Annotated in this window: 19 protein-coding genes; 7 read left to right on the forward strand and 12 right to left on the reverse strand. The window is 41.9% G+C overall.

Translation table 11 applies throughout. The features are described from left to right. Positions 1-107 precede the first annotated feature (107 nt). On the reverse strand, positions 108-3020 hold the full coding sequence (gene ileS / locus AB0756_RS20490) for an isoleucine--tRNA ligase (protein WP_050046612.1): 2913 nt from the start codon (positions 3018-3020) through the stop codon (positions 108-110). Positions 3021-3319: 299 nt separating this feature from the next. Continuing rightward, a complete protein-coding gene (locus tag AB0756_RS20495; protein ID WP_038074199.1) occupies positions 3320-4087 on the reverse strand; it encodes a Ycf66 family protein in 768 nt (255 codons plus the stop codon). A 339-nt stretch (positions 4088-4426) separates the two neighbouring features. Here AB0756_RS20495 and gndA point away from each other — a divergent pair, with 339 nt between their 5' ends. Next, positions 4427-5857, forward strand: coding sequence for an NADP-dependent phosphogluconate dehydrogenase (gene gndA / locus AB0756_RS20500; protein WP_038074202.1), 1431 nt, complete (start codon positions 4427-4429; stop codon positions 5855-5857). 281 nt (positions 5858-6138) lie between these two features. On the opposite strand, the gene AB0756_RS20505 is transcribed toward gndA, so the two are convergent. The 4 genes from AB0756_RS20505 to AB0756_RS20520 form a co-directional block, all read right to left on the reverse strand. Next, entirely contained in the window at positions 6139-7317 is a 1179-nt protein-coding gene (locus tag AB0756_RS20505) for a serine/threonine-protein kinase (RefSeq protein ID WP_038074204.1), read from the reverse strand. A 163-nt stretch (positions 7318-7480) separates the two neighbouring features. Beyond that, positions 7481-7834: a PIN domain-containing protein gene (locus AB0756_RS20510; RefSeq protein ID WP_237265990.1), complete on the reverse strand. Its 354-nt coding sequence runs from the start codon at positions 7832-7834 to the stop codon at positions 7481-7483. Between the two features lie 46 nt (positions 7835-7880). Continuing rightward, positions 7881-8135 carry a hypothetical protein gene (locus AB0756_RS20515; protein WP_038074208.1) on the reverse strand — a complete coding sequence of 85 codons (255 nt, stop codon included), beginning with the start codon at positions 8133-8135 and terminating at the stop codon, positions 7881-7883. 497 nt (positions 8136-8632) lie between these two features. Next, positions 8633-9697, reverse strand: a complete 1065-nt coding sequence (locus tag AB0756_RS20520) for an aromatic ring-hydroxylating dioxygenase subunit alpha (RefSeq protein WP_038074210.1) — start codon at positions 9695-9697, stop codon at positions 8633-8635. Positions 9698-9819: 122 nt separating this feature from the next. Here AB0756_RS20520 and AB0756_RS20525 point away from each other — a divergent pair, with 122 nt between their 5' ends. Both AB0756_RS20525 and AB0756_RS20530 read left to right on the forward strand, forming a co-directional pair. Then, positions 9820-10326 (forward strand): YbjN domain-containing protein, encoded by a 507-nt coding sequence (locus AB0756_RS20525; RefSeq protein WP_038074212.1) that lies wholly within the window; start codon positions 9820-9822, stop codon positions 10324-10326. 84 nt (positions 10327-10410) lie between these two features. Continuing rightward, the gene (locus tag AB0756_RS20530; RefSeq protein ID WP_038074388.1) at positions 10411-11127 is read left to right on the forward strand and encodes a lipoate--protein ligase family protein; all 717 of its coding nucleotides are present in this window, start codon (positions 10411-10413) and stop codon (positions 11125-11127) included. A 146-nt stretch (positions 11128-11273) separates the two neighbouring features. On the opposite strand, the gene AB0756_RS20535 is transcribed toward AB0756_RS20530, so the two are convergent. Further along, on the reverse strand, positions 11274-12251 hold the full coding sequence (locus AB0756_RS20535; RefSeq protein WP_038074214.1) for a carbohydrate kinase family protein: 978 nt from the start codon (positions 12249-12251) through the stop codon (positions 11274-11276). 372 nt (positions 12252-12623) lie between these two features. Here AB0756_RS20535 and pedR point away from each other — a divergent pair, with 372 nt between their 5' ends. The 3 genes from pedR to AB0756_RS20550 all read left to right on the forward strand — a co-directional run bounded on the left by pedR (position 12624) and on the right by AB0756_RS20550 (position 15182). Next, complete coding sequence (pedR, locus tag AB0756_RS20540) at positions 12624-12920, forward strand: photosynthetic electron transport-dependent transcriptional regulator PedR (protein ID WP_038074215.1); 297 nt, start codon at positions 12624-12626, stop codon at positions 12918-12920. Positions 12921-13434: 514 nt separating this feature from the next. Next, positions 13435-14061, forward strand: coding sequence for a DUF6391 domain-containing protein (locus AB0756_RS20545; protein WP_038074391.1), 627 nt, complete (start codon positions 13435-13437; stop codon positions 14059-14061). Between the two features lie 128 nt (positions 14062-14189). Further along, positions 14190-15182, forward strand: coding sequence for a glycosyltransferase (locus AB0756_RS20550; RefSeq protein ID WP_038074393.1), 993 nt, complete (start codon positions 14190-14192; stop codon positions 15180-15182). A 449-nt stretch (positions 15183-15631) separates the two neighbouring features. On the opposite strand, the gene AB0756_RS20555 is transcribed toward AB0756_RS20550, so the two are convergent. Next, positions 15632-16537 carry a polysaccharide deacetylase family protein gene (locus AB0756_RS20555; RefSeq protein WP_038074395.1) on the reverse strand — a complete coding sequence of 302 codons (906 nt, stop codon included), beginning with the start codon at positions 16535-16537 and terminating at the stop codon, positions 15632-15634. Between the two features lie 309 nt (positions 16538-16846). Here AB0756_RS20555 and AB0756_RS20560 point away from each other — a divergent pair, with 309 nt between their 5' ends. Then, positions 16847-17263 (forward strand): bifunctional diaminohydroxyphosphoribosylaminopyrimidine deaminase/5-amino-6-(5-phosphoribosylamino)uracil reductase RibD, encoded by a 417-nt coding sequence (locus AB0756_RS20560; protein ID WP_202048677.1) that lies wholly within the window; start codon positions 16847-16849, stop codon positions 17261-17263. 53 nt (positions 17264-17316) lie between these two features. Here AB0756_RS20560 and AB0756_RS20565 read toward each other — a convergent pair whose 3' ends face one another. The 4 genes from AB0756_RS20565 to AB0756_RS20580 all read right to left on the reverse strand — a co-directional run bounded on the left by AB0756_RS20565 (position 17317) and on the right by AB0756_RS20580 (position 21499). Next, positions 17317-18177 carry a MetQ/NlpA family ABC transporter substrate-binding protein gene (locus tag AB0756_RS20565; RefSeq protein WP_038074398.1) on the reverse strand — a complete coding sequence of 287 codons (861 nt, stop codon included), beginning with the start codon at positions 18175-18177 and terminating at the stop codon, positions 17317-17319. 361 nt (positions 18178-18538) lie between these two features. Continuing rightward, a complete protein-coding gene (locus AB0756_RS20570) occupies positions 18539-19195 on the reverse strand; it encodes a methionine ABC transporter permease (protein WP_038074220.1) in 657 nt (218 codons plus the stop codon). Further along, on the reverse strand, positions 19177-20172 hold the full coding sequence (locus tag AB0756_RS20575) for a methionine ABC transporter ATP-binding protein (protein ID WP_038074223.1): 996 nt from the start codon (positions 20170-20172) through the stop codon (positions 19177-19179). Before AB0756_RS20575 ends, AB0756_RS20570 begins: the two co-directional genes overlap by 19 nt. Before the next feature lie 223 nt (positions 20173-20395). Further along, the gene (locus AB0756_RS20580) at positions 20396-21499 is read right to left on the reverse strand and encodes an aliphatic sulfonate ABC transporter substrate-binding protein (RefSeq protein WP_050046613.1); all 1104 of its coding nucleotides are present in this window, start codon (positions 21497-21499) and stop codon (positions 20396-20398) included. Positions 21500-21583 lie beyond the last annotated feature (84 nt).

Consider the following 21583-nt stretch of genomic DNA (forward strand, 5'->3'; position numbering starts at 1 on the left):
ACTATTGCATCTTCCACCCTTCTCCTAACGGCAGAAGGGTGGATAGTTTATACGCTCGGCAAGCGATCGCTAACCCAATCGCGAAGTAGAAAATACCGTGGAATTCCTTAAAATTCCCCTGCTAAAGCTGAAACACAACGTTCGCAAATGAGAGGATGTTCGGTAAATTCTCCCACTCGAGTGGAGTAGTTCCAACATCGATCGCACTTATGTCCATCTGCGTCAGCTACACCTAAAGCCCATGTCTCTGACTGTAAGTTGTACTTCGAGCTTTGAGCCGTTTCTGGAGAATCAAGTAAATCGACCTGAGAAGTTAAAAATAGATAACGTAACTCATCTATTCCATTCTGGCTGGCATTTAGGGCTGTCACAGAAGAACGCAACTGCTCATCGAGTATACATAACAATACCTTGGCTTCTAAGGAAGAACCGATGGTTTTGGCGACCCTTGCTTCTTCGAGCACCTTGTTAACATCTGTGCGAAGTTGTCGCAATTGTTGCCAGCATGCTGCTAGTTCTGGGTTTTTCCATCCCTCCTCTAACTGCACCCAACCCGCTTCAAATACAGATTTATAAGGCGTTTTGTAGGGGAGGAACTGCCAAATATCTTCTGCCATATGACACAGTACGGGAGCGATCGCACGTGCTAAATTTTCCAAAGCAATCCTCAAGACTGTCTGACAGCTGCGGCGGCGGAACGCGTTTGGCGCACTGATATACAGCCTGTCTTTTGCCACATCCAGATAGAAGTTGGACAAATCCACCACGCAAAAATTCTGCACCGTTTGGAAAAAGCGGAAAAACTGAAAGCTGTCAAACGCTTCCGTCACTTCCTGAAACACTTCTGTCATGCGGTGCAGCATATAGCGGTCAAGAGAAGGCAATTCTTCTAGGGGTACAGCATCTTTTTCCGGGTCAAAATCGTGCAGATTACCCAGTAAGAACCTCGCAGTATTGCGAATCTTGTTGCGAATATCTGCTAGTTGCTTGATGATGTTATTGCCCAAGCGTACATCGGCAGAGTAGTCTACAGAAGAGACCCACAACCTTACAACATCAGCACCGTAGCCCGGTTCTTTTTTCTGGTCTTTCCCCCCCAAGATGACAGTCGCTGGGTCTACCACATTTCCTAATGATTTACTCATTTTGCGACCTTGTTCATCCAAGACAAAACCGTGAGTTAATACAGTTTTGTAAGGCGCACAATTATTAACCGCTACACTTGTAAGCAAACTCGATTGAAACCAACCGCGATGTTGGTCGGAACCTTCCAAATACATATCAACAGGATAGTCGAGTTGCGATCGCTGGTTCGCTACAGCCGCCCAAGAGGAACCAGAGTCAAACCACACATCCATGGTGTCAGTTCCTTTCCGGTAAGACCGACCGTTGTTGCGCTCTTTTTCTGGTAACAACTCTTCTACTGATAGTTCCCACCAAGCATCAGACCCTTTTTCAGCAAATATTGCTTGTACGTGGGAGATGCTTTCTTCATTCAGTAAAGGTTCTCCCGTTTCTTCATCGTAGAATACGGGGATCGGTACACCCCAACTGCGCTGACGGGAGATACACCAATCAGAACGTTCGGCTACCATTGGGGTAATGCGATTTTCACCTTGGGAGGGAATCCATTTTACAGATGCGATCGCTTTGAGTGCTTCATCCCTAAATCCTTCCACCGAAGCAAACCACTGTTCTGTAGCCCGGAAAATGGTAGGTTTCTTAGTCCGCCAATCGTAGGGATACTTGTGGACGTAAGCTTCCTCCTTCAGCAGAGAACCAGCCGCAGTTAGCGCATCAATGATAGCTTGATTGCCATCCCCAAGAACATTTAACCCAGCAAACTCTCCCGCTTCCTTAGTAAAATTACCGTTATCATCCACAGGTGCAAGGACAGGTAAACTGTAGCGTTGACCTACAATGTAGTCTTCTTGACCGTGACCGGGAGCCGTGTGTACCAATCCAGTACCGGAGTCAGTGGTGACATAATCTCCACCAATGACTATTGGACTTTCGCGATCGAAGAGAGGATGACGGTAGGTAGAATACTCTAAATCTTTTCCTTTGACGGTTGCTTTGACAGTTAATTGCGCCTCAAGAACCGTAGAGAGACGTTCTACCAAATCCGCAGCAACGATAAGATATTTGAAATTTGCCTCACCTAAAGGCGCAACATTGCCAGGATCGCTTTGCGTCTTCGCATCTTGGCGTGACACTTCCACTACTGCGTAATTGAGTTCTGGATTGAGTGCAACAGCCAAGTTACCTGGAATAGTCCAAGGAGTGGTAGTCCAGATAGCAACAGCTAACTCAGGTAAAAACTCACCCAAAACTGGTTTCACTGCTTCCGACAAACTTGTCATTTTAAACGCAGCGTAGATACTCCGCGAAGTGTGACCTTCCGGATATTCCAACTCAGCTTCTGCTAAAGCTGTTTTAGAACTTGGGCTCCAGTGTACTGGTTTCAATCCTCGATAGATGTAGCCTTTGAGGACCATTTGACCGAAAACACCAATTTGCGCTGCTTCATATTCTGGCTTTAGCGTGAGATAGGGATGTCCCCAATCACCCCACACACCGTATCGTTTGAAACTGTCTCGTTGTTCATCGACTGCAGACAGGGCAAATTCCTTCGCTTTCTGACGCAGTTGCAAAGGCGTCAAGTTTTGCCGTTCTGCTTGCTTCATATTCTGCAAAACTTTCAATTCGATAGGCAAACCGTGACAGTCCCAACCAGGTACGTAACGAGCCTTACGACCGCGCAGCAGTTGGTAGCGATTAATAATGTCTTTAAGAATTTTATTTAGAGCGTGACCGATATGCAGGGAACCATTAGCATAAGGTGGCCCATCATGCAATATAAATAAGTCGCCTGGATTTTCTTCAGACAGGCGTTCATAAATCTTATTTTCTTCCCAAAACTTTTGGATTTCAGGTTCGCGCTTGATAGCGTTTGCCCGCATATCAAAGTTGGTCTTAGGTAAGTTTACAGTGTCTTTGTAGCTTCCAGGTTCTGTCACAGTGCTGAATGTCTAGAAATAAAGGTTTATTATTCTCTCGATCTACTTGAGAGAATTTCTGTTATTTTTACTATGATACTTGGCATCACAATAGCAGACGACACCAAGATGCCGTCTGAAATACCATCATAGAACTTTTGAACTCTTGTAGTGCGGGTCGAAAGCTCGCTTTTCATACAAAGATCGGCTGTTCGGTCTGCACCACAAGAAACTTGAGCTAAGAGACGCCTATCCCACAATCCGAATCATTTATTTCTGGGGAATCCTCAGTTAGCGATCGTATATGTTGATTGCCAACCCTAAGTTGATGGATTGGGTGGAACTTGTTCGGGAGGTTCTTCAGCAGGCGGAGCCAGTACAGCATCGGGAGCAACTTCTACTACAGGAAGAGGGGGTGTTTTATCCTCAGCACTCTCTCGAGCGGCTTCCACCAATTCTGGAGATGGGGGATTTGGTGGAATTGGTTCTGTAACCAGCTTGGTTTTTGCTTCCGAATCAACGGGTGTGACTGGTTCTGCTGGTTGTTCGTATGTTGGGGTTGTAGTTTCAGTAACAGTGACAGGCGGTTGTGCGATCGCACTGCGTTGGTCAACAATCTCAACCTTTGGCGCTGCTGTAGGAGATACTGCAGCGTTTGAAGTTTCGGGGGTTTTCGTGACTCCAGTGTGTTGAACCTTATCTTTTGGACGAGAGAAGGTGCGGCTCAACCACTGTTGCAACGGGGCGAATCGTTCTTGCAGTGACAGCTTAGAAACCGAGCTTCCAAGGTTCGTTTTGACCTCTTCGGCATTTGGTATTTGGGTTTGTTGAGCCGTAGGCGTCAGTTGACGGCGCAGTGAGAGTGTTTGCCAGCCAAACCATCCCAAAAGAGCGACACTAGCCACATGACCCAGCAAAAGACCTCCAGTAATGCGTGGTGCGAATATCCATAAAACCAAGGCGTAGAACAGCCCTACACCGCTCCAGATAAAATCATTCTTGCGGTGGATTTCTGGGAAAAAGAAAGCTGCTAAGTAAAGCGCTATACTACCCAGACCGACTGTCAACGCTAGGACGTGTGCCAGCATCTTGTGGTTACTCCTTTCTTTTGACTAGGGATAGGGGACTCGGGACTGGGAAGCGGGGCTTAGGGATTAAGGACTTGGGGATGAGGAGCAAAGATATTATACTTTCTATTTTCTATCCCCTATCTCCTATCCCCGATCCCCGGTTCCCAATCCCCCATCCCCTAATTTTGCAAAATTTGTCCGGAAAATGTTGAGATAGATACAAATTAAAATTAATTATTTGTATCTTTGTGTATTTTGACTCTGTTTGTGAAGTCTTAATGTCTTCTTTAGGAGAGAAGGGAAAATCTCGGACTAACCTAAAGATAAAGAGAATCTGCAAGAGTTAGCCAAAAAATTATGACACAGCAAAGCTTTGGTGTGATTGGTCTAGCCGTCATGGGCGAGAACATCGCTCTAAACGTTGAGCGAAACGGCTTTCCAATCGCAGTTTACAACCGCTCGCGCGATAAGACCGATAAATTCATGGCGGAGCGTGCTAACGGAAGAAACGTCAAAGCCGCGTTTACTCTGGAAGAGTTTGTAGCTGCCTTGGAACGTCCCAGACGAATTTTGATTATGGTTCAAGCTGGTAAGCCTGTAGACGCAGTGATTAGTCAGCTGAGACCTTTGCTAGACGAAGGCGACATCATTATCGACGGTGGCAACTCTTGGTTTGAAGATACAGATCGGCGCACTCAAGAATTGGAACCTGCTGGTTTTCGATTCATTGGAATGGGCGTCAGTGGTGGTGAAGAAGGAGCACTCAATGGTCCTTCACTCATGCCAGGAGGGACACAAAGCTCTTACCAGTATTTGGAGCCGATTTTTACAAAAATTGCGGCTCAAGTCGATGATGGTGCTTGCGTAACCTACGTCGGTCCCGGTGGTTCCGGTCACTACGTGAAAATGGTACATAACGGCATTGAGTATGGTGATATGCAGCTAATTGCAGAAGCCTACGATTTGCTGAAAAATGCTGCAGGACTGGATCACAATCAGCTACATCAAGTTTTTAGTGAGTGGAACACCACCGACGAACTAAATTCTTTCTTGATTGAAATTACTGCCAATATCTTCCCCTATGTTGACCAAGATACACATTTACCTTTGGTAGATTTGATTGTTGACTCAGCAGGTCAAAAGGGAACCGGACGTTGGACAGTACAAACTGCTTTGGAATTGGGTGTTGCCATTCCGACCATTACCGCCGCAGTTAATGGTCGAATCATGTCTTCCTACAAGCAAGAACGTATTGCAGCATCTAAGATCCTCACAGGTCCAACAGGCAAGTATGAGGGTGATAGCAAAGAGTTTATCAACAAAGTTCGAGATGCTCTCTACTGCTCAAAAATCTGTTCCTACGCTCAAGGAATGGCTTTGCTATCCAGAGCTTCCCAAACATATAACTGGAACTTAAAACTGGGTGAATTGGCTCGGATTTGGAAGGGTGGCTGTATCATTCGGGCTGGATTTTTGAACAAGATCAAGAATGCTTTTGGCGAAAATTCATCTCTACCCAACCTGCTCTTAGCCCCTGAATTTAAACAGACAATTCTTGACAGGCAAAATGCTTGGCGGGACGTTTTAGTAACCGCAGCAAAACTAGGTATCCCAGTACCCGCGTTCAGCGCTTCCTTGGATTACTTTGATAGCTACCGTCGCGATCGCCTACCTCAAAACCTGACTCAAGCACAACGCGACTACTTTGGAGCACATACCTACGAGCGTGTAGATAAACCTGGTGTTTTCCACACTGAGTGGGTTCCCATTACTGAAAAGAACAGCTAAATTCCAACCTGTTTTTTAGGAATGAAATTCATGTGGGGTAGGCGTTCTTGCCTACCCCTAATTTCAGGCAACTAAATGGCAAATAATCACGCACATTAGGAGAGCATCCCAATGAATGAAAAAACGCCGACGATTGGAAATCGCGGCTACACAAACAAAGCCTGCCTACGCAGGCTTCAATTAAACGAAATCTCCCGTAGTTTTTTGAGCTTTATACTCTTTTAAATTCACTTTACCTTTGTTATTTTAAATCCACTTTACCTAAAATAACTTTGTTCAATTTAATCTGCTGAGTCTGGGTTCGCATTTTTATACTTAGCTTTTAATTCCTCTAATTCATCATCAATAATACTTTTACTAGAAGGCTGAGGTTTTTGTGTAGGCTGGAATTGGGTATTTTTATTTACATTGTTTGAGTTCCCACCACTGCGACCCCCCAACAGCTTTGTTTTTATTTCTTGCAATTCTTTATCAATAATGTCATTCGTGGAGTTGGCAGAAGTCGATTTCTGTGGAGCAGGAGGTGTACTGACAGGAGTGACTGGTGTTGGTGATGCGAGGGCGACTTGCTGTTGGCGATTCAAATCCGTGAGGACTGCGTTGACTGTTTGATAGCGTTGGGCAACAGTAGGTTCCAACATTTTGTCAAGAATGTATCTCAATTCATTACTGACGGGAGTTTTAAGATGCTGCTGCCAAACCCAAGTCGCATTATAAGTGTCGTATATGTCAAAGGGAGAACACTGAGTGAGGAGATGAATGCAAGTCACGCCCAAACTAAATATGTCACTGGCAAAAACGGCTTTTCCTCTGATTTGTTCGGGTGCAACATATTCCGGGCTACCAATACTAGTACCAGTCCTGTTTAAGGCGGTGTAAGTCGCTGCTTTTGCAGCTCCAAAGTCTACCAAAACAAGATTTCCAATAGCTGAGGCTGTAGATCTGCGTTGAATGATATTTTCTGGTTTAATATCTCTGTGAATGACTTGTCTTTCATGACAAAACTGCAACACTGGCAGTAAGTCGTTGAGTAAGTGCCGAATTTCCGCCTCATTAAAAGCACCCCTTTGTGCCAATTCTTCAGCCAAATTTAGCCCATCAATAAATTCTTGTACAAGATACTGCCGATCGTCTTGAGTAAAATAAGCAAGGAGTTCCGGGATTTGTGGATGTTTCCCCAGTTCGTCAAGGCGCATTGCTTCTTGAGTAAACAACTCAACAGCCTTCTCTACTGTACTCGTGCCTTGGGCTTGGGGAAAAAATTGTTTGATAACACAACGTGGCTTAGACGGTTTATCCTCATCCACAGCTAAGAAGGTTCTGCCAAAACCTCCTTGCCCTAATGGTTTAATTGCACGATATCGTTCTTTCAGGAGTAGTTTGGAACCGCAAGTCAAGCAAAACTTGCCATCATTGGTATGCTGGGGGTTGGGACAAAAAGGATTTAGGCAATAGCTCATGTTAAAGCGATCGTACAGTGACGAACTTCTTGTTGTGTTGAGAGTCCGCTCTCAGTTATCTTTATTCTGCCATGTTAAATAAAATGGTGCTTCATACAATACCTTTGCCGAAATCCCCTCACTTGAGATGAGTGGGGCTTTTGAGAACTTGGCAAAGGTACTGTTATATTCGCCAATTATCCAGCTTTAAGCTGTAACCCAGCCCTTGAGTTCGCTGATAATGCGACAAATTACCACTAACTAAAATTAAATTCTTTTGTACTGCGATCGCAGCAATCATGGCATCGGCGAGTCCTATCGGTTGCCCAGTGCGTTCCAAATCAGCATAAATGCGTCCTGCTAATTGAGCATCACTTAGTTCAAGTGCTAACACTTCTATATTAATAATTTCCGAAAATAAATGCTGAATCTTGTCTTCACGTTGAAGCTTATGCCAACCTTTGACAATTTCCAACACAGTGATGGTAGAGATTGTGTAGCAACCAAGTGCAGAATGGTAAGCTGAAGCTCTAGCCACACCTCTCTGATTAAGGCCCTTTAAAAGTTCAGAAAAAATATCCGTGTCAAGTAGTGCTTTTTCCAAAACGTTGATTGAGTGAGTGCGCTTCCCTATCCTTCATAACTTCTGCTAACATCTCATCTACTGACTTAGGATCGTCAGCAAATAGCCCTAACAATCGGTCTTTTGGCGTTTCAGTTAACGCCAGCTGGTCGATTGCATATGCAATTAAGTCTGACAAATCACAATGCCGTACTTTTGCCAGCAAAAGTGCTTTGTTCAGGGTTTTCTCATCTAGTTCGAGTTCTATTGTATTCACACTGCTTTATCTATAAGTATTTAATGTATTCTAGCATTTTTGCTTTAATAGATACTAGAAGAGCATTCTAAAGTATCACACTACGAATTATGGGCTCATCCCAGTTTGGAAAAAACAAGATTGTGATTGAAATCACGCCTATACAAACGCTCGTCTGCCTGTGCGGACTTATTTAAAGCCTGCGTAGGCAGGCTTTGTTTGTGTAGCCCCAGAATTCTATTCTGAGGGCAATTGCAAATTTGAGATGCTCCCTTGCTAAAAAGTTTTCAGACTTAGGCAATTCGGATTCATGCAGTTGCTAGCGTTCATACTAATGGCTGAGGTATATAGCAGTCCTAAATGAAATATAAGAATAAGCGTGAAGACTGCTAATGGCTAATGGTCAATTAGCCATTAGCCATTAGCAATTCAAATTTTTTACAAATGATTTAGGATTGCTATAGAATCTTTTACTACAGATACAACCTCAAGCTTAGAGTTTAAGGAAATATTTCATATTACTTTAGCTTTTCCACCTGATTTCTCATTAACCTCTGCACGCTGGCTATTACCCGGTTTAACTCATAACCCCGCCTCTGAGGATTTTCCAAATACGCTTGCTGTTCCTCTTCGATCATCAGTACATCTTGTTTCACCAATCCATCCAACAATTTCTGCGCCGAACCAAACAAACTATTTTTCACAAACCGTCGAAACCATACGGGTAATTTATGCAAGCGCCAAAAAGCATTGAGTGATGTAAAATGAACTAAATATGCTTTTGTTTCTATCTCATTGACAGGACATAACAAACAATAAATTTTAAAATCTTTGCCTAATGTTGAAGCCCAATGAGGATATATATAACTAACATTTAATGGTTCGGGATGCAGTCGGCGCAAAGCAGGAAAAAATAACTGGGAAATAGACCAAATTTTATCAATCTTGTAATAACTTTGAGCGTTATAATGAGCGTCAACGCGATCGCTATCTTCGTAAATATCTTTGAGGGATGGTTCTGCCCAAGCTTGGTAATCTTGATGTAAATGCCCGTGGTACATATCCATCAGGTTTTCTATCAAATAAGAATAGTGTGCTTGACAGTGAATGACTGACACTGTAGCAATATAATTCAAGTGTTCCCATTCGGGAACGCCCATTGGATGTACTGACTCGTGATGCTTGGTTTGTGCATTTCCAGGGAAAAGCCAAATAAACCCGTCTTGTTCCTGTACGGGGTAATGACGAATTTTACAACTGGGGAGTTTTTGATTGTCTGCTAAATAAGGTACTGCTACACATTCGCCTCGAGCGTTAAAGCGCCAAGCATGATAAGCGCATTCCAATTCGCTATCGATCGCTCGCCCGTGACTGAGTTTAACAAGTCGATGGGGACATCGATCTTCTAAAGCATGGATTTGTTCGTTGCGATCGCGATAAAGTACGATTGCTTGTTTCCATAGCGTTACACCTATGGGCTGAGTATTGACCTCGCTGCTACGAGCAACAACGTACCAGCGATCGAGATTAATACTTAGCTGACGAATATCTCGAATTTGAGATGCTTCGGAAACAGAGGACATAAACTCACACCTTATGAATTATGAATTATGAATTATGAAGGATGAAGTAAGTATTTTTCATCTTTTATCCTTTATAAAGTATGTCTAGATGTAATAATGATGCTGCTGAGGCAAAAATCTGTATGACAAGCTCCCAATCACAGCAAGAAAAGCCCGCAACTGAATCCATGTCAGATGCAGAACTCATCAACGAATTTATCGCTGAGACAACGAGTATCAACTATATAGAGATTGTTGAAAACGTCATCGACACTTTAGAGCAAGATGACAGTGCAATGGTAAGCCATCCTTCAGAAGGAGGTTATCGTTGGAAGTTTCACTATGGTACGGTAGAAGTCTTTGTCCAGCTGACTGGTACAACTGATGAGGATACCATCACCGTTTGGTCTCCAGTGCTGAAATTACCCGCTAAGGATGAATCCAAGTTAATGCAAAAACTCTTGGAAATGAATGCATCAAGTACCTTTGAATCCCATTTTGCCATCATTGAAAACCAAGTAGTTGTTATGGGAACCCGGACTCTAACAGATTTATCCCCAGGTGAGGTTTCTCGTCTGATTACGGTTGTAGCCACTATTGCTGATAACAATGACGAAGTGTTACAAGCTGAGTATGGTGTAGCTTATTGAAGAAATTTTAGATTTTAGATGGGAAGTCAGCTGAAAATTCCCCAATCCCAAACCCTCAATCCAAAATCTAAAATCCAAAATTCTATGTGGCGACTGATTCCGTTGTTAGAAGCTTCTGGTGACTCGCAAATGGCAATCGATCGTTGGTTGCTAGAACAGCACCTGTTGCGATCGCATCCGCCTACTTTGCGATTTTATACTTGGTCGCCACTGACTATTTCCTTGGGATACCACCAACACAAATATCCAGAACACTGGCAAAATCTGGTTTGGCAGGGACAAAAAATCAACTTGGTGCAGCGTCCAACAGGGGGGCGGGCGGTATTGCATCAAGGTGATTTAACTTACACTGTAGTGACATCCAATCTGACGGGAAACCGTGTTGAGATCTACCAGAAAATTTGTGAGTTTTTGATTCAAGGGTGGCGAGCGCTTGGTGTAGAATTGCACTACGGAACAGCAGGGCGAGGTTATATCCACAACCCCAATTGTTTTGGTACTGCGACTGGTGCCGATCTTGTTTTGCCAAATGGAACAAAATTTATTGGTAGCGCCCAACTGCGAAGGGGAGTAGCGACCCTACAGCATGGTTCTATTCGTTTGCAACCAGATGGTGAGTTATTTGCTCGGGTTTTTCCTGGGGAAACATTTACACCCGTGAGACTTCCTCAATTAGATATTAAAGAGATTGTGACAGCATTAATTGCGGCTGCTAGCCGTTGTTTTGATACCGACTTTAAGGAGCAACCTCTTTCTCAATCTGAGTGGGAGGCAATTGTAGCGGGTGCTTCTTGCAAGTAACCTTCAGCTACACAATCGTCAATTTCGATAATGAACTGTATTTGTTGGCTGAGTCGGTTGATTGACATATAAAGTTATCTATAAATGTTACGTTGGTTAGATCCCCAACTTCTTGATAAAGTCGGGGATCTTGCAGCCCATCTTTGTTAGCTAGAGTGAGAAGTGAGAAAAGCTTCTACTTCGGCTGCAGTGGGTTGAGATGCGATCGCACCTGCTTTCATTGTCGTTAATGCTCCTGCTGCACTGGCATAATTCAGAATTTTTGTGACAGTTTCTTTGTCGTTCAAGCTCTGGATACCATAAGTCAGTATTTGGTGAATAAAGCCAGCGACAAAACTATCCCCTGCACCAGTTGTATCAACGACAGGGACGGAAAAAGCGGGGAGTTTGCCTTCGTTTTCACCAAGACAATAAGCACAGCCGTTTTCTCCATCTGTGATCAAAACTCCTTCAACCGAATTGAGGCGGTAAGTGATTGCACCTGCATCAGCTGTATTAAATAGCCACTCAGCTTCTTCTTTAGAAAGTTTGAGAAAATCAACTTGTTTAAATAATTCTTGAATTTTTTGAGGAGCAATATCGGGATTTGTCCAGAACACGGGACGCCAATTGATATCTAGAAGCACCTTAATATCATAATGTTCTGCTAGCTCTAAAGCGCGGTAAATAGCTTGTCCGCTTTCCGGATAAGCTAACTCCAAAGTCCCTAAAACTAGAAAATCTGCTGCTTCAAATAACTCTATTGGTAATTTGTCAGCTTTTAGGTAAGTGTCCGCAAACTCTGTGGTTTCAAAGTCTTTAAAGCCAGCAAAAGAGCGATCGCCTAAGAGCGAGCGTACAACATTAACTTGCCTTGTTGGTGCTGTGGGATGACGCTGTATTCCTGTTGTATTTACACCCACCTTTTCAAACAGTTCCACCAGTTCATTACCTGGTGCGTCCTCACCCACACAACCGACAAATCCTGTAGATGTTCCCAACTTCATTAAAGCACAGGCTACGTTAGCGGGTGCTCCTCCAGGATAAGCTGTCCAAGACTCAACTTCTTCTAGCTTTCGCCCCAATTGGTCAGCTAATCGGTCAAACAAAACTTCACCCAGGCACAAAACACGGGGATTACTCATTGAATTTTGGATGTTGGCTTAGGAATTTCCAGTATAAAATTACAACATTTCTGCCAATTTGTTGGCGTTCGTTCATACAATTAAATAGCAATTTTTGCTACCAAACTTAGTTGTAAGTACTCCTGTTTAATAGTATTTCTACTTATCTTTATACTTATTTATACATAAGTATATAGTAACAAAAAAAACAAATAGTGGTCTTTTCTTGTCCCCCTTGTCTTCCTTATCCCCCATCCCCTCCTCCCCTCATCCTTCTGCCCTACTTCTCATAAAAATAGTATTTCTGCCTATACTTTAAGCATCTACCTCCAAAAGAATCTTCTAGAATGAGAAAGAGTGATTAAGTACATATACTAAAGAGGAAAAAAACTCATGGCTGGTGGCGAGTCTCAGACCCCTGTTAGTCTGTCAGACAGAGAACTGCAAATTATTGATTTAGTGGCTGCTGGCTTAACTAACCAAGAGATTGCAGCAAAGTTGGAAATAAGCAAGCGAACCGTTGACAACCATATCAGCAATATTCTCACCAAGACAGGCACAGACAACCGAGTTGCTCTTGTCCGTTGGGCATTACACTGGGGCAAAGTCTGCTTGAATGATGTAAATTGCTGTCCTCTGCCTAATTTCAACAATGATTCAACAAGTTCGGCAAACTCAACCAATGTCTAGCATTCTGTCAAGCTAATTTTGACTGGTTGCTTATAGTTTCCTCCTCACAATTTAGATTTGAAGGTGTAAACCTTGAAAAATCAAGTAAGGCAGAGGCGAATTTAAGTAGTTCTTATGTATTTTCATACACCAAAACAGATAAAAATGCGATTGGCGATCGGTTGTTCTACCCCGATCCCTATTTTCATTTTTTATCTAACCAGTAACAGACTAACTACACTTGCTGCGTTTCTCTCAAGAACTGTTAAGGAATAAGTTATCCTTCTTGTGGGGTGGACATCCTCCCTAGCCCAGTGTATGGAGCGGGAACGATACCAGCCCACAAGAAATTAGCTTGTGTGTACGCGGGAGGACCCCAGTAGGTAGGGTAATTCAGGAAGAAAAGATAAAAATTTTGCCATAGGAAACTGAAGTCGCTCTATACAGTCAACAAAAATTAGCAACAATCGAGAGATTGAAACGTTACATTTAAAAGAAATCTATGTTGCTCCACAGTCTCAAGAGCAGTGTTGCTATGGATACTTCTTCTCTTTTCTTTATTGATATTACAGCAGCCCAACCAATGCAAGATGCCGATTTACTCAGGCATTTATCATTTGTTCCAGGGTTGAAAGAAATTCTGATTTTACGCCAAGTTCATGCTTTGGAGCACGCTACAGTTTGGGTTCTCAGTGGAGCAAAAACTGCTTCTGCTTCTCCTACTAAAGCAACAAGCCCCGTTCAACTTGACAACGAATTGTTAGGTGGTTTATCTACTGAAAAAGGATTTTATCTTTATGGAGAGGTAAACATTAGCGATTTACGGCGAGCAGCGATGCTGGCTCTACACCGCCTGACTCATGGTGAAGGGGATTTAGCCGTTCATCCTCGTTGTGGTACAAATCTTTCAGTAGCGATGGTGCTTACAGCTGGGTTAGCTGTGGGAATGCATCTGCTACTACCACGGGGACCTATTGAGCAACTTATAGGTTTGGGGTTAGCAGCAACCACTGCGTGTGAACTTGCTCCTGACGTAGGTGCTTCGGTACAGCGATACCTAACAACTTCCATTCCCTTCAACTTAGAAATCGATAGTATTACGCGCACGCGAGATATTTGGGGACGCGACGCACATTTTATCAAAGTGCGATGGAGAGATTAGGAAGAAATAGGGAGGACAAGGGAGACAAGGGAGAGGGGGTAGACAAGGGAGAAAATACTTCCATACGATCCGTATCCTCACTCCCTCACTCCCCTACTCCCCCAATCCCTATTAATTAATGAATGAATATGAGAAAACTCTATTTCTTACTACCCGGAACATATGGTAAGTTTGCCTGCGGAGGGCTGTGGGCAGAGTTAAAAACATTAACGCTGGCTCAGGAAATCTGTAGTGCTGATGTTGTGACTTATCGCCAAAGGGAAAAAGATAAGCTTTTTTTAGACGATCTACTGAGAGGCAAAAAATTAGATGATGTTATTTTTGTCGTTAGTTGGGGATTTGATGTAGCTCGACTTGTGGCAAAACTCAAGCAATATAATGTTGTCTATCACGCCCATAGCGCAGGTTATGGCTTTAGTTTGCCTTCAAGTATTCCCATAATTGCTGTCAGTCGAAATACTATGGGATATTGGGGACAAAAAGCTCCAAATTCTCTAATTTATTATTTGCCCAATCAAATTTCCAATGAATTTCAAAATCTCAACATTGAAAGAGATATTGATGTTTTAATTCAAACCCGTAAATCTTCTCAATATTTAATTCAGGAACTGATTCCAGAATTGCAGCAACAATGCAAAGTGACAATTGTTAATTCCTACGTTGAGGATATAACTGGTTTATTCAATCGAGCTAAAGTTTACCTCTATGATTCAGCAGAATACTGGGCGCAGCAGGGTGTAAGTGAAGGGTTCGGTCTCCAACCCATGGAAGCACTTGCTTGTGGTTGTCAGGTATTTTCTAGTCTTAATGGGGGATTATCTGATTATTTAGACCCTGCATTTAATAGCTATAAAATTGCTGGTTACTCTAGAGCATATGATGTTCAGCGTATTCTAAAGGTATTGAAATCTTGGAGCCCATCCAATTTGTCAGAAGAATTTTTTGCGGAATACAGAACGGATAATATTATTCAAAGATTGAAGGTGATTCTGGATGATTTAAATAATTTCTACGACCACAAAATGCATTATCCATCCAATATTAAAGATTTGACGAAAACGCGTTTGTTAATATTAAATAGTCAGCGAATCTTTAATAAGCTGACTCAGAAAAAAAGATGAAGTAAGTAGTAATTCAGGGCTGACGCAAAGCCTCCCTTAAAAAGCTACGGGAGCATCCCAAAGAGCGCAATTGCCCTCAGAATAGAATTCTGGGGCTACACAAACAAAGTCCGCCTACGCGGACTTAATAAGAAGTCCACGTAGGTGGTGAATCCAGTCCTGCAGGCGGGTTTCCCGCCGTAGGGAACTGGTGAACCCGAAGGGACTTTGTTTGTATAGACGTGATTTCAATCACAAGCATCTTTTTCCAAATTGGGATGCTCCCAAAAGCTACCGTGGTGTACAGATCTCTAAAAAAGGGATGAAACATCGTGAAAAGGGAGAATTGGAATGAAGTTCCCCCCTTTTTTAAGGGGGGTTAGGGGGGATCTGCAACCTGTGAAATACTCGAAATGCAGACAAATTACCATCACTAGAAGCTGACTTATGCAGAGCGTGGCAAGTAGCTTCTATAATGTTTTCTTATTTTTTACTAGTGTTGTTTCTTGACATTTTACGTCATTTTTCAGTTCATACATACCTTCAGATTTTCTGATAAGTTCGAGAAAAGATGTTCCACGGCTTACAGTGAGTCGTGGAATTTCATAAAAATATTTTCTACAAACAAGATTTAATATCTCATCATTATAGAGATAACTTGATAAATAATATTTAGATACATAAGACTTTACCTGTTGATTGTAAGCTCCATAGGGATAAGCAAAATGAGATGCTACTTTTTTCTGTGGATCTAAATCTTTGGTACATTCTCGTAATTTTGTTTGAGCTTGCACTAGCTCATATACGATTTCCTGAGAACTGAGTTTAGTTAAATTTTTGTGGTTCATCCCATGAGATTGAATATCGTAAAAACCGTTCTTTAAGCCCTCTCTTAATTCCTGACACCCTAAATGAGTTGAGATTTTACTCTTTTGCTTTGGAAAAGTACCTGGATTAATAAATAAGACAACTTTAATTTTTTTATTGTATTTTTTCTCTAGTTTATAAAGAATTGGGAGTAAATTAGTATGGATTGTCTTATGTCCGTCATCTATGGACAGCATAATTGGCTTTTTATTGAGATATTCTTTAGGGATTTTTTTGGCTTTTTTTAAGAAAAAGTCATATAAGTCTTGAGTCGTTAAAAACCAGTAATCGTTACGAATTAGGTCTTCTAGAAGTTCTTCTAGGTCTTGCTGCGGGTAATGGAGTGACTCTTTAGGAGAAAAAATCACGGGAGCTTTGTCATCTAAAATACCATGAAAACCCAAAATTGGAATTTCACGGTCATTTGTTTTGAAATTGAACTGAGAAAGAAAAATCATGGCTAATAGAGCCAAGCCCAAAGCTATATTTTGATTTTTTAGAAAGAACACTGTAGTTAATCTTAAAAAAACTAAAGCAAATTTAACAATGCCCAAAATAGAGAAGACTCTATCGGCGCTTGCAAATTTTTACCGATTATTGACAGTGAATTATAATACAGCTTTTTTGGGGTTTACGAGCACTAAATATATATAGCAATCCTAGTTGAGATCTGAACATGGGGGACAAGGAGGACAAGGGGGACAAGGAAGACAAGGAAGAGGTGTTTGTAACTCCTACACGAACTGCTATATGTCGTGTCGGTTTTTATGATTTAATTTGTCCAAACAGATTTTTATCCAAGAATGAGAAATGTATTTATGCTGCTTGCTTTAGCTGAAAGCAGAAAAGCTTTGCCTGAATGTTTGCCAAATCCACCTGTCGGTTGTGTCATTGTAGGAGTTGAAGAGATCGTGGCAAAGGGATACACGCAAGCACCAGGTATGCATCATGCTGAAGCTGAAGCGCTTCATCAGATTCAAGGCAAAGCATTTGATTCCTTAAAAATGTACGTCACGCTTGAACCTTGTTCTTTTCATGGACGAACTCCCTCATGTGCTTTGGCGATCGCGCAAGATCCTCGAATAAAGGAGATATACGTCTCTTTGGTCGATCCAGATCCTCGCAATAATGGAAAAGGATTAGACATTTTGCGAAAAGCAGGGAAGATAGTTCGTGTTGGTTTATGTGCTGTAGAAGTCAATTCCTTTCTTAACCAGTATTTATTCAGGTTTTGAGGACGTCATCCTTCATACCTCATACTTCAATTGACTGTTTCAATGAGTCATATTTAAAATACGGGGAGTACAGCGCCTTGGTATTTTTGATTGATAAAATCTTTGACTTGAGGAGCGTTAATTAAGCTACCTAGTTTCTGAATTTTGGGCTCGTTTGCTTTCTCTTGCAATGTGACTAAACCCACCGCATAGCGCTGTTCTGAAGCTGATTCTTGTACTAATGGTTTTAGTTGCAGCCCCGCTTGTAAACGTAGAGAAGCGGAAAGCACGGCTATGTCTACATCATCTAAGGAACGCACGATCGCTGGTCCTTCTAGTTCTTTCAGTTGAAGGTTTTTGGGGTTATCTTTAATATCTTTGACGCCTGCAAACTCTCCTACACTGTCTTTAAACTTAATGAAGCCTTGAGAAGCCAGTAGCCTTAAACTGCGATCGCCATTACTTTTGTCATTATAAATAGCGATAGTTGCTTTTTGTGGTACTTCAGCAATAGATTTATATCGTTTGGAATAGATACCTATTGGAGTTAAAAATCCTGTTTTAAGCATAATTAAATTGAGATTCAGTTCTTTTGCAGCATTTTGCATAAAAGGAGTGTGCTGAAAAAAATTGGCATCAATTTGTCCATCTTTTAGCGCCGTGTTAGGTTGTGTCCAATCATTAAAGTTAACTATTTGAATATCCAATCCTTCACTAGCAGCTAGATTGGTTTGAATAAACTTTAAAATATCATCAGAAATCACAGACCAGACACCCACTTTGATAACTTCTTTTTCTTGAGTCACCTGAACGGGAGATGCTGTAGGATTTGCAGTTAAATTTGCAGATATATCACTAGAGTTTTGATTGCAAGCCGAAAAAAGTAGAGAGATCGTAAAGGAACTGACACCGATGAGGAAATATCTACGATTCATTTTCAAATATGTTTGATTTGTTTGTATTTTGTTCATTGACTCTTGTTCCAACTAACTACTATAGGAATCCCATTTTATTTTTTAACTTACTGTAGGGAGGGCAATACTCGCAATATAAGGTTTTTGATAAGATATGCCTATCCTCCAGACCTTAAAATTGTTTGCAAATGATTTATGATTCCTATAAAAACTAAACAATTGCAAAAAGAATGGATGTAAAAAATCCAATTCCAGCGATGAGAACAAAACGGCGACCAATTTCTGTTAAAGGTTCTAATGATTTTGGAGCGTTCATAAGCGAATTTTTTCTAATTTATAGTGGATTCGATCTCGCGTACTTGTTGCAAAGCCTCAAAAAGAATTATTTTTTTCTTAGTTGTCGGGCTAGAAGATCTCCTAAAAATTGTATGAGTTGTACCAGAACAATCAGAACTAGAATTGTGGAGAACATGACTCCTACATCGAATCTTTGATACCCATATTGAATTGCTAAATTACCCAAACCTCCACCACCAACTGCTCCAGCCATTGCTGAAGAATTTAACAAGCTAACGATGAGAATTGTAATCCCTAAAATGATTGATGGTAGGGCTTCGGGGATGAGCACTTTGAAAACAATTTGCCAATAGTTACAGCCCATTGCTTCTGCTGCTTCTATCAAACCCTTATCGACTTCAAGAATGCTAGTTTCCGCAATTCGTGCAAAGAATGGAATAGCAGCAATGGTTAGGGGAACAAGAGCTGCTGTACTGCCAATGGAAGTGCCAACAACCAGTCTTGTAAGGGGAGTTAACACAACCAGTAGAATGATAAAGGGAAAGGAACGCCCGGTATTGACAACTGCACTTAGGGCTTTATTCACTTGTGGGGAGTCTAAAACGTTACCGGGACCGGTCATCACCAGCAACAAGCCCAAAGGTAAACCTAACAATATAGCAACTATAGCTGATAATCCCACCATGTAAAAGGTTTCAAGCGATGCTAGCCACAAACTTTGAACTAATTCCCACCCTTGCATGAATGTACCTCGACTTCAACCTTTGATTTATGTAAGTACTCAAGAGCCTGGGTTAAATTGGCTCCTTTAAGTTCGACTTGAAACTGACCTACGCGTTGGTTTCCTACTGTTTCAACACTCCCGTTAAGAAGATGAATATCAATATCAAAACGACGAGCTAAAGTGGCAAATATGGGTTGGGTAGCAGTTTCTCCAGCAAATGCTAGTGTTGCCAAAATTCCATCAGAATGGTGAGTGTATCCATTGCAACGGGGAAAAAATTCTTGTGCCAGTAAAGTATCTGGTTGAGATGCCAGGTAACTGACTTGCCCCTGCTCGACAATTTTTCCGGCTCTCAGTACTGCTACACTATCACATATGTGTTTGACTACACTCATTTCATGAGTAATAAGCAAAATTGTCAGCCCCATTCGTTTGTTGAGGTCGCGAAGCAATTCTAATATTGAACGGGTTGTTTGGGGATCGAGGGCGGAGGTTGCTTCATCTGATAGCAGTACTTTTGGTTCTCCGGCTAGAGCCCGTGCAATACCAACTCTCTGCTTTTGTCCGCCTGATAGTTGGGCTGGATAAGCATTGGCTTTACTTTCCAAACCAACGAGTGCTAGTAATTCTTCGACTTTCGCTTTTCGTTTAAGTTTGCTGTAACCAATGACTTCTAGAGGGAAGGCAATGTTTTCTGCAACGGTTCTGCTACTCAAGAGATTAAAGTGCTGAAAAATCATGCCGATGTGTTGGCGTGCTTGGCGTAATGCTGCACCGGAGAGGGCTGTTATTTCTTGAGCGTTAACCCAAACGGAACCCGATGTGGGTTTTTCTAGTTGGTTGACGCAGCGAATGAGAGTACTTTTTCCCGCGCCACTCGGTCCGAGGACTCCGAATATTTTCCCTGGCTTGACTTGAAGGGTAACACCGTCTAGGGCGACTGTTGTTTGGTCGCCTTGTTTGTAGATTTTTCGTACATCAACAAATTCAATCATTAATAGTTACTGAAAGGATAAAGTATGAAGGATGAAGGGTAAAAGTATTGTTTTTGCCTTTCTTCTTCCTTCGTGTCCTTTGCGACGGCAGTAGCTCCAGGGAGAACCCCTGCACGGCGCTGCTTTGGGTACCGTACTGGCTCGTCTTTAGGGTTTAGTCAAATAAATTGTTTTGGGACGAGAAAGGAGTTATATAAATGAATTTGAGTAGAAAGTATATAAACTACCACTTCTGAGCGGGAAGCCAATTGTAATTTTTATCTTTAACATCAATTTTCTGAGGAATAACTTTTAACTCATAAAATGTATCTGCCATATGTTGCAACCCCGTAAGCACTTCATCAGTTATAGGTAATACCTTTCTCTCTCCACCGCGCTTTTCAACAATTTCCATTGTTGCTAAATCAACTTTATAAAGTGCTGAAAGCAGTTTTGCTGAATTTTTATAGTTCTTTTTAGACCAATTACCTGCTTTTTCTAGTTCTTGCAAAATGATTTTGAGAATTTCTGGATGGTCTCTGACAAAATCTGGAGATGCATAATAGAAGCCAGGACTTTCTACAATAGCGCGATCGCCAAATACCGTACTGTTATCTGCTAGCAAGCGAGTGGGAAGCTTCCGTTCAGCATCAGCAGTATAGGGGTCCCATATGACCCACGCATCCAGCTTACCCCGTTCAAAAGCAGGCAAAGCTTCTGCAGGAGAAAGATACAGGGGTTGAATATCACTGTATTTTAACCCTGCCTTTTCTAATGCACGCACTATCATGTACTGCGAACTCGAGCCTTTAGCAAAAGCGACTTTTTTGCCTTTGAGGTCTCCAAGGCTTTTGATAGATGAATTTTCTAACACCAAAATAGCGGAACTTCTTGTACTACTTGTATTTGCTGCTACCCGAACAAAGGGTTTATCGCTAGCTTGAGCAAAGACACTCCCGGTACCACCGCCACCGCCAAAGACGATACTACCTACACTCATTGCCTCAAGTAAAGGGGCGGTAGAGGAAAATTCGCTCCACTGTACGGAAACACCAAGCGGTTGCAAGCGCTTTTCTAGGTTTCTTTGTGCTTTGAGTATATTCAGCAGTGCCATCCCTTTTTGATGACCCATTTTTAGGACTTTTAAATGCGTATTTTCTGGGTTTTGCTTGAGTGCGTTTGCAGAATTGGTTGAGTTAGTTTGAGAACAAGATGCAATTGTGATACTTAAGGTTATACCCAGTACAAATAATAAGGTGAAAGTCCGAACGCTGGACTGTTTAAAAAACTCAAAAAAGCTTTTTTGTTTAATCCAGCTTATACCTTGATTCAAGATTCGAGTAAACATAATTTTTTCCGTAGTTGGGTTTCACTGCTGTTCAACCCAAAAAGTCAGGTCTTTGTTTTTTGTTAGGGTTCATTTCTAAAACCC

This window comes from Tolypothrix campylonemoides VB511288_2 (assembly GCF_045999855.1).
In the GTDB taxonomy this organism is placed as follows: domain Bacteria; phylum Cyanobacteriota; class Cyanobacteriia; order Cyanobacteriales; family Nostocaceae; genus Scytonema; species Scytonema bouteillei_A.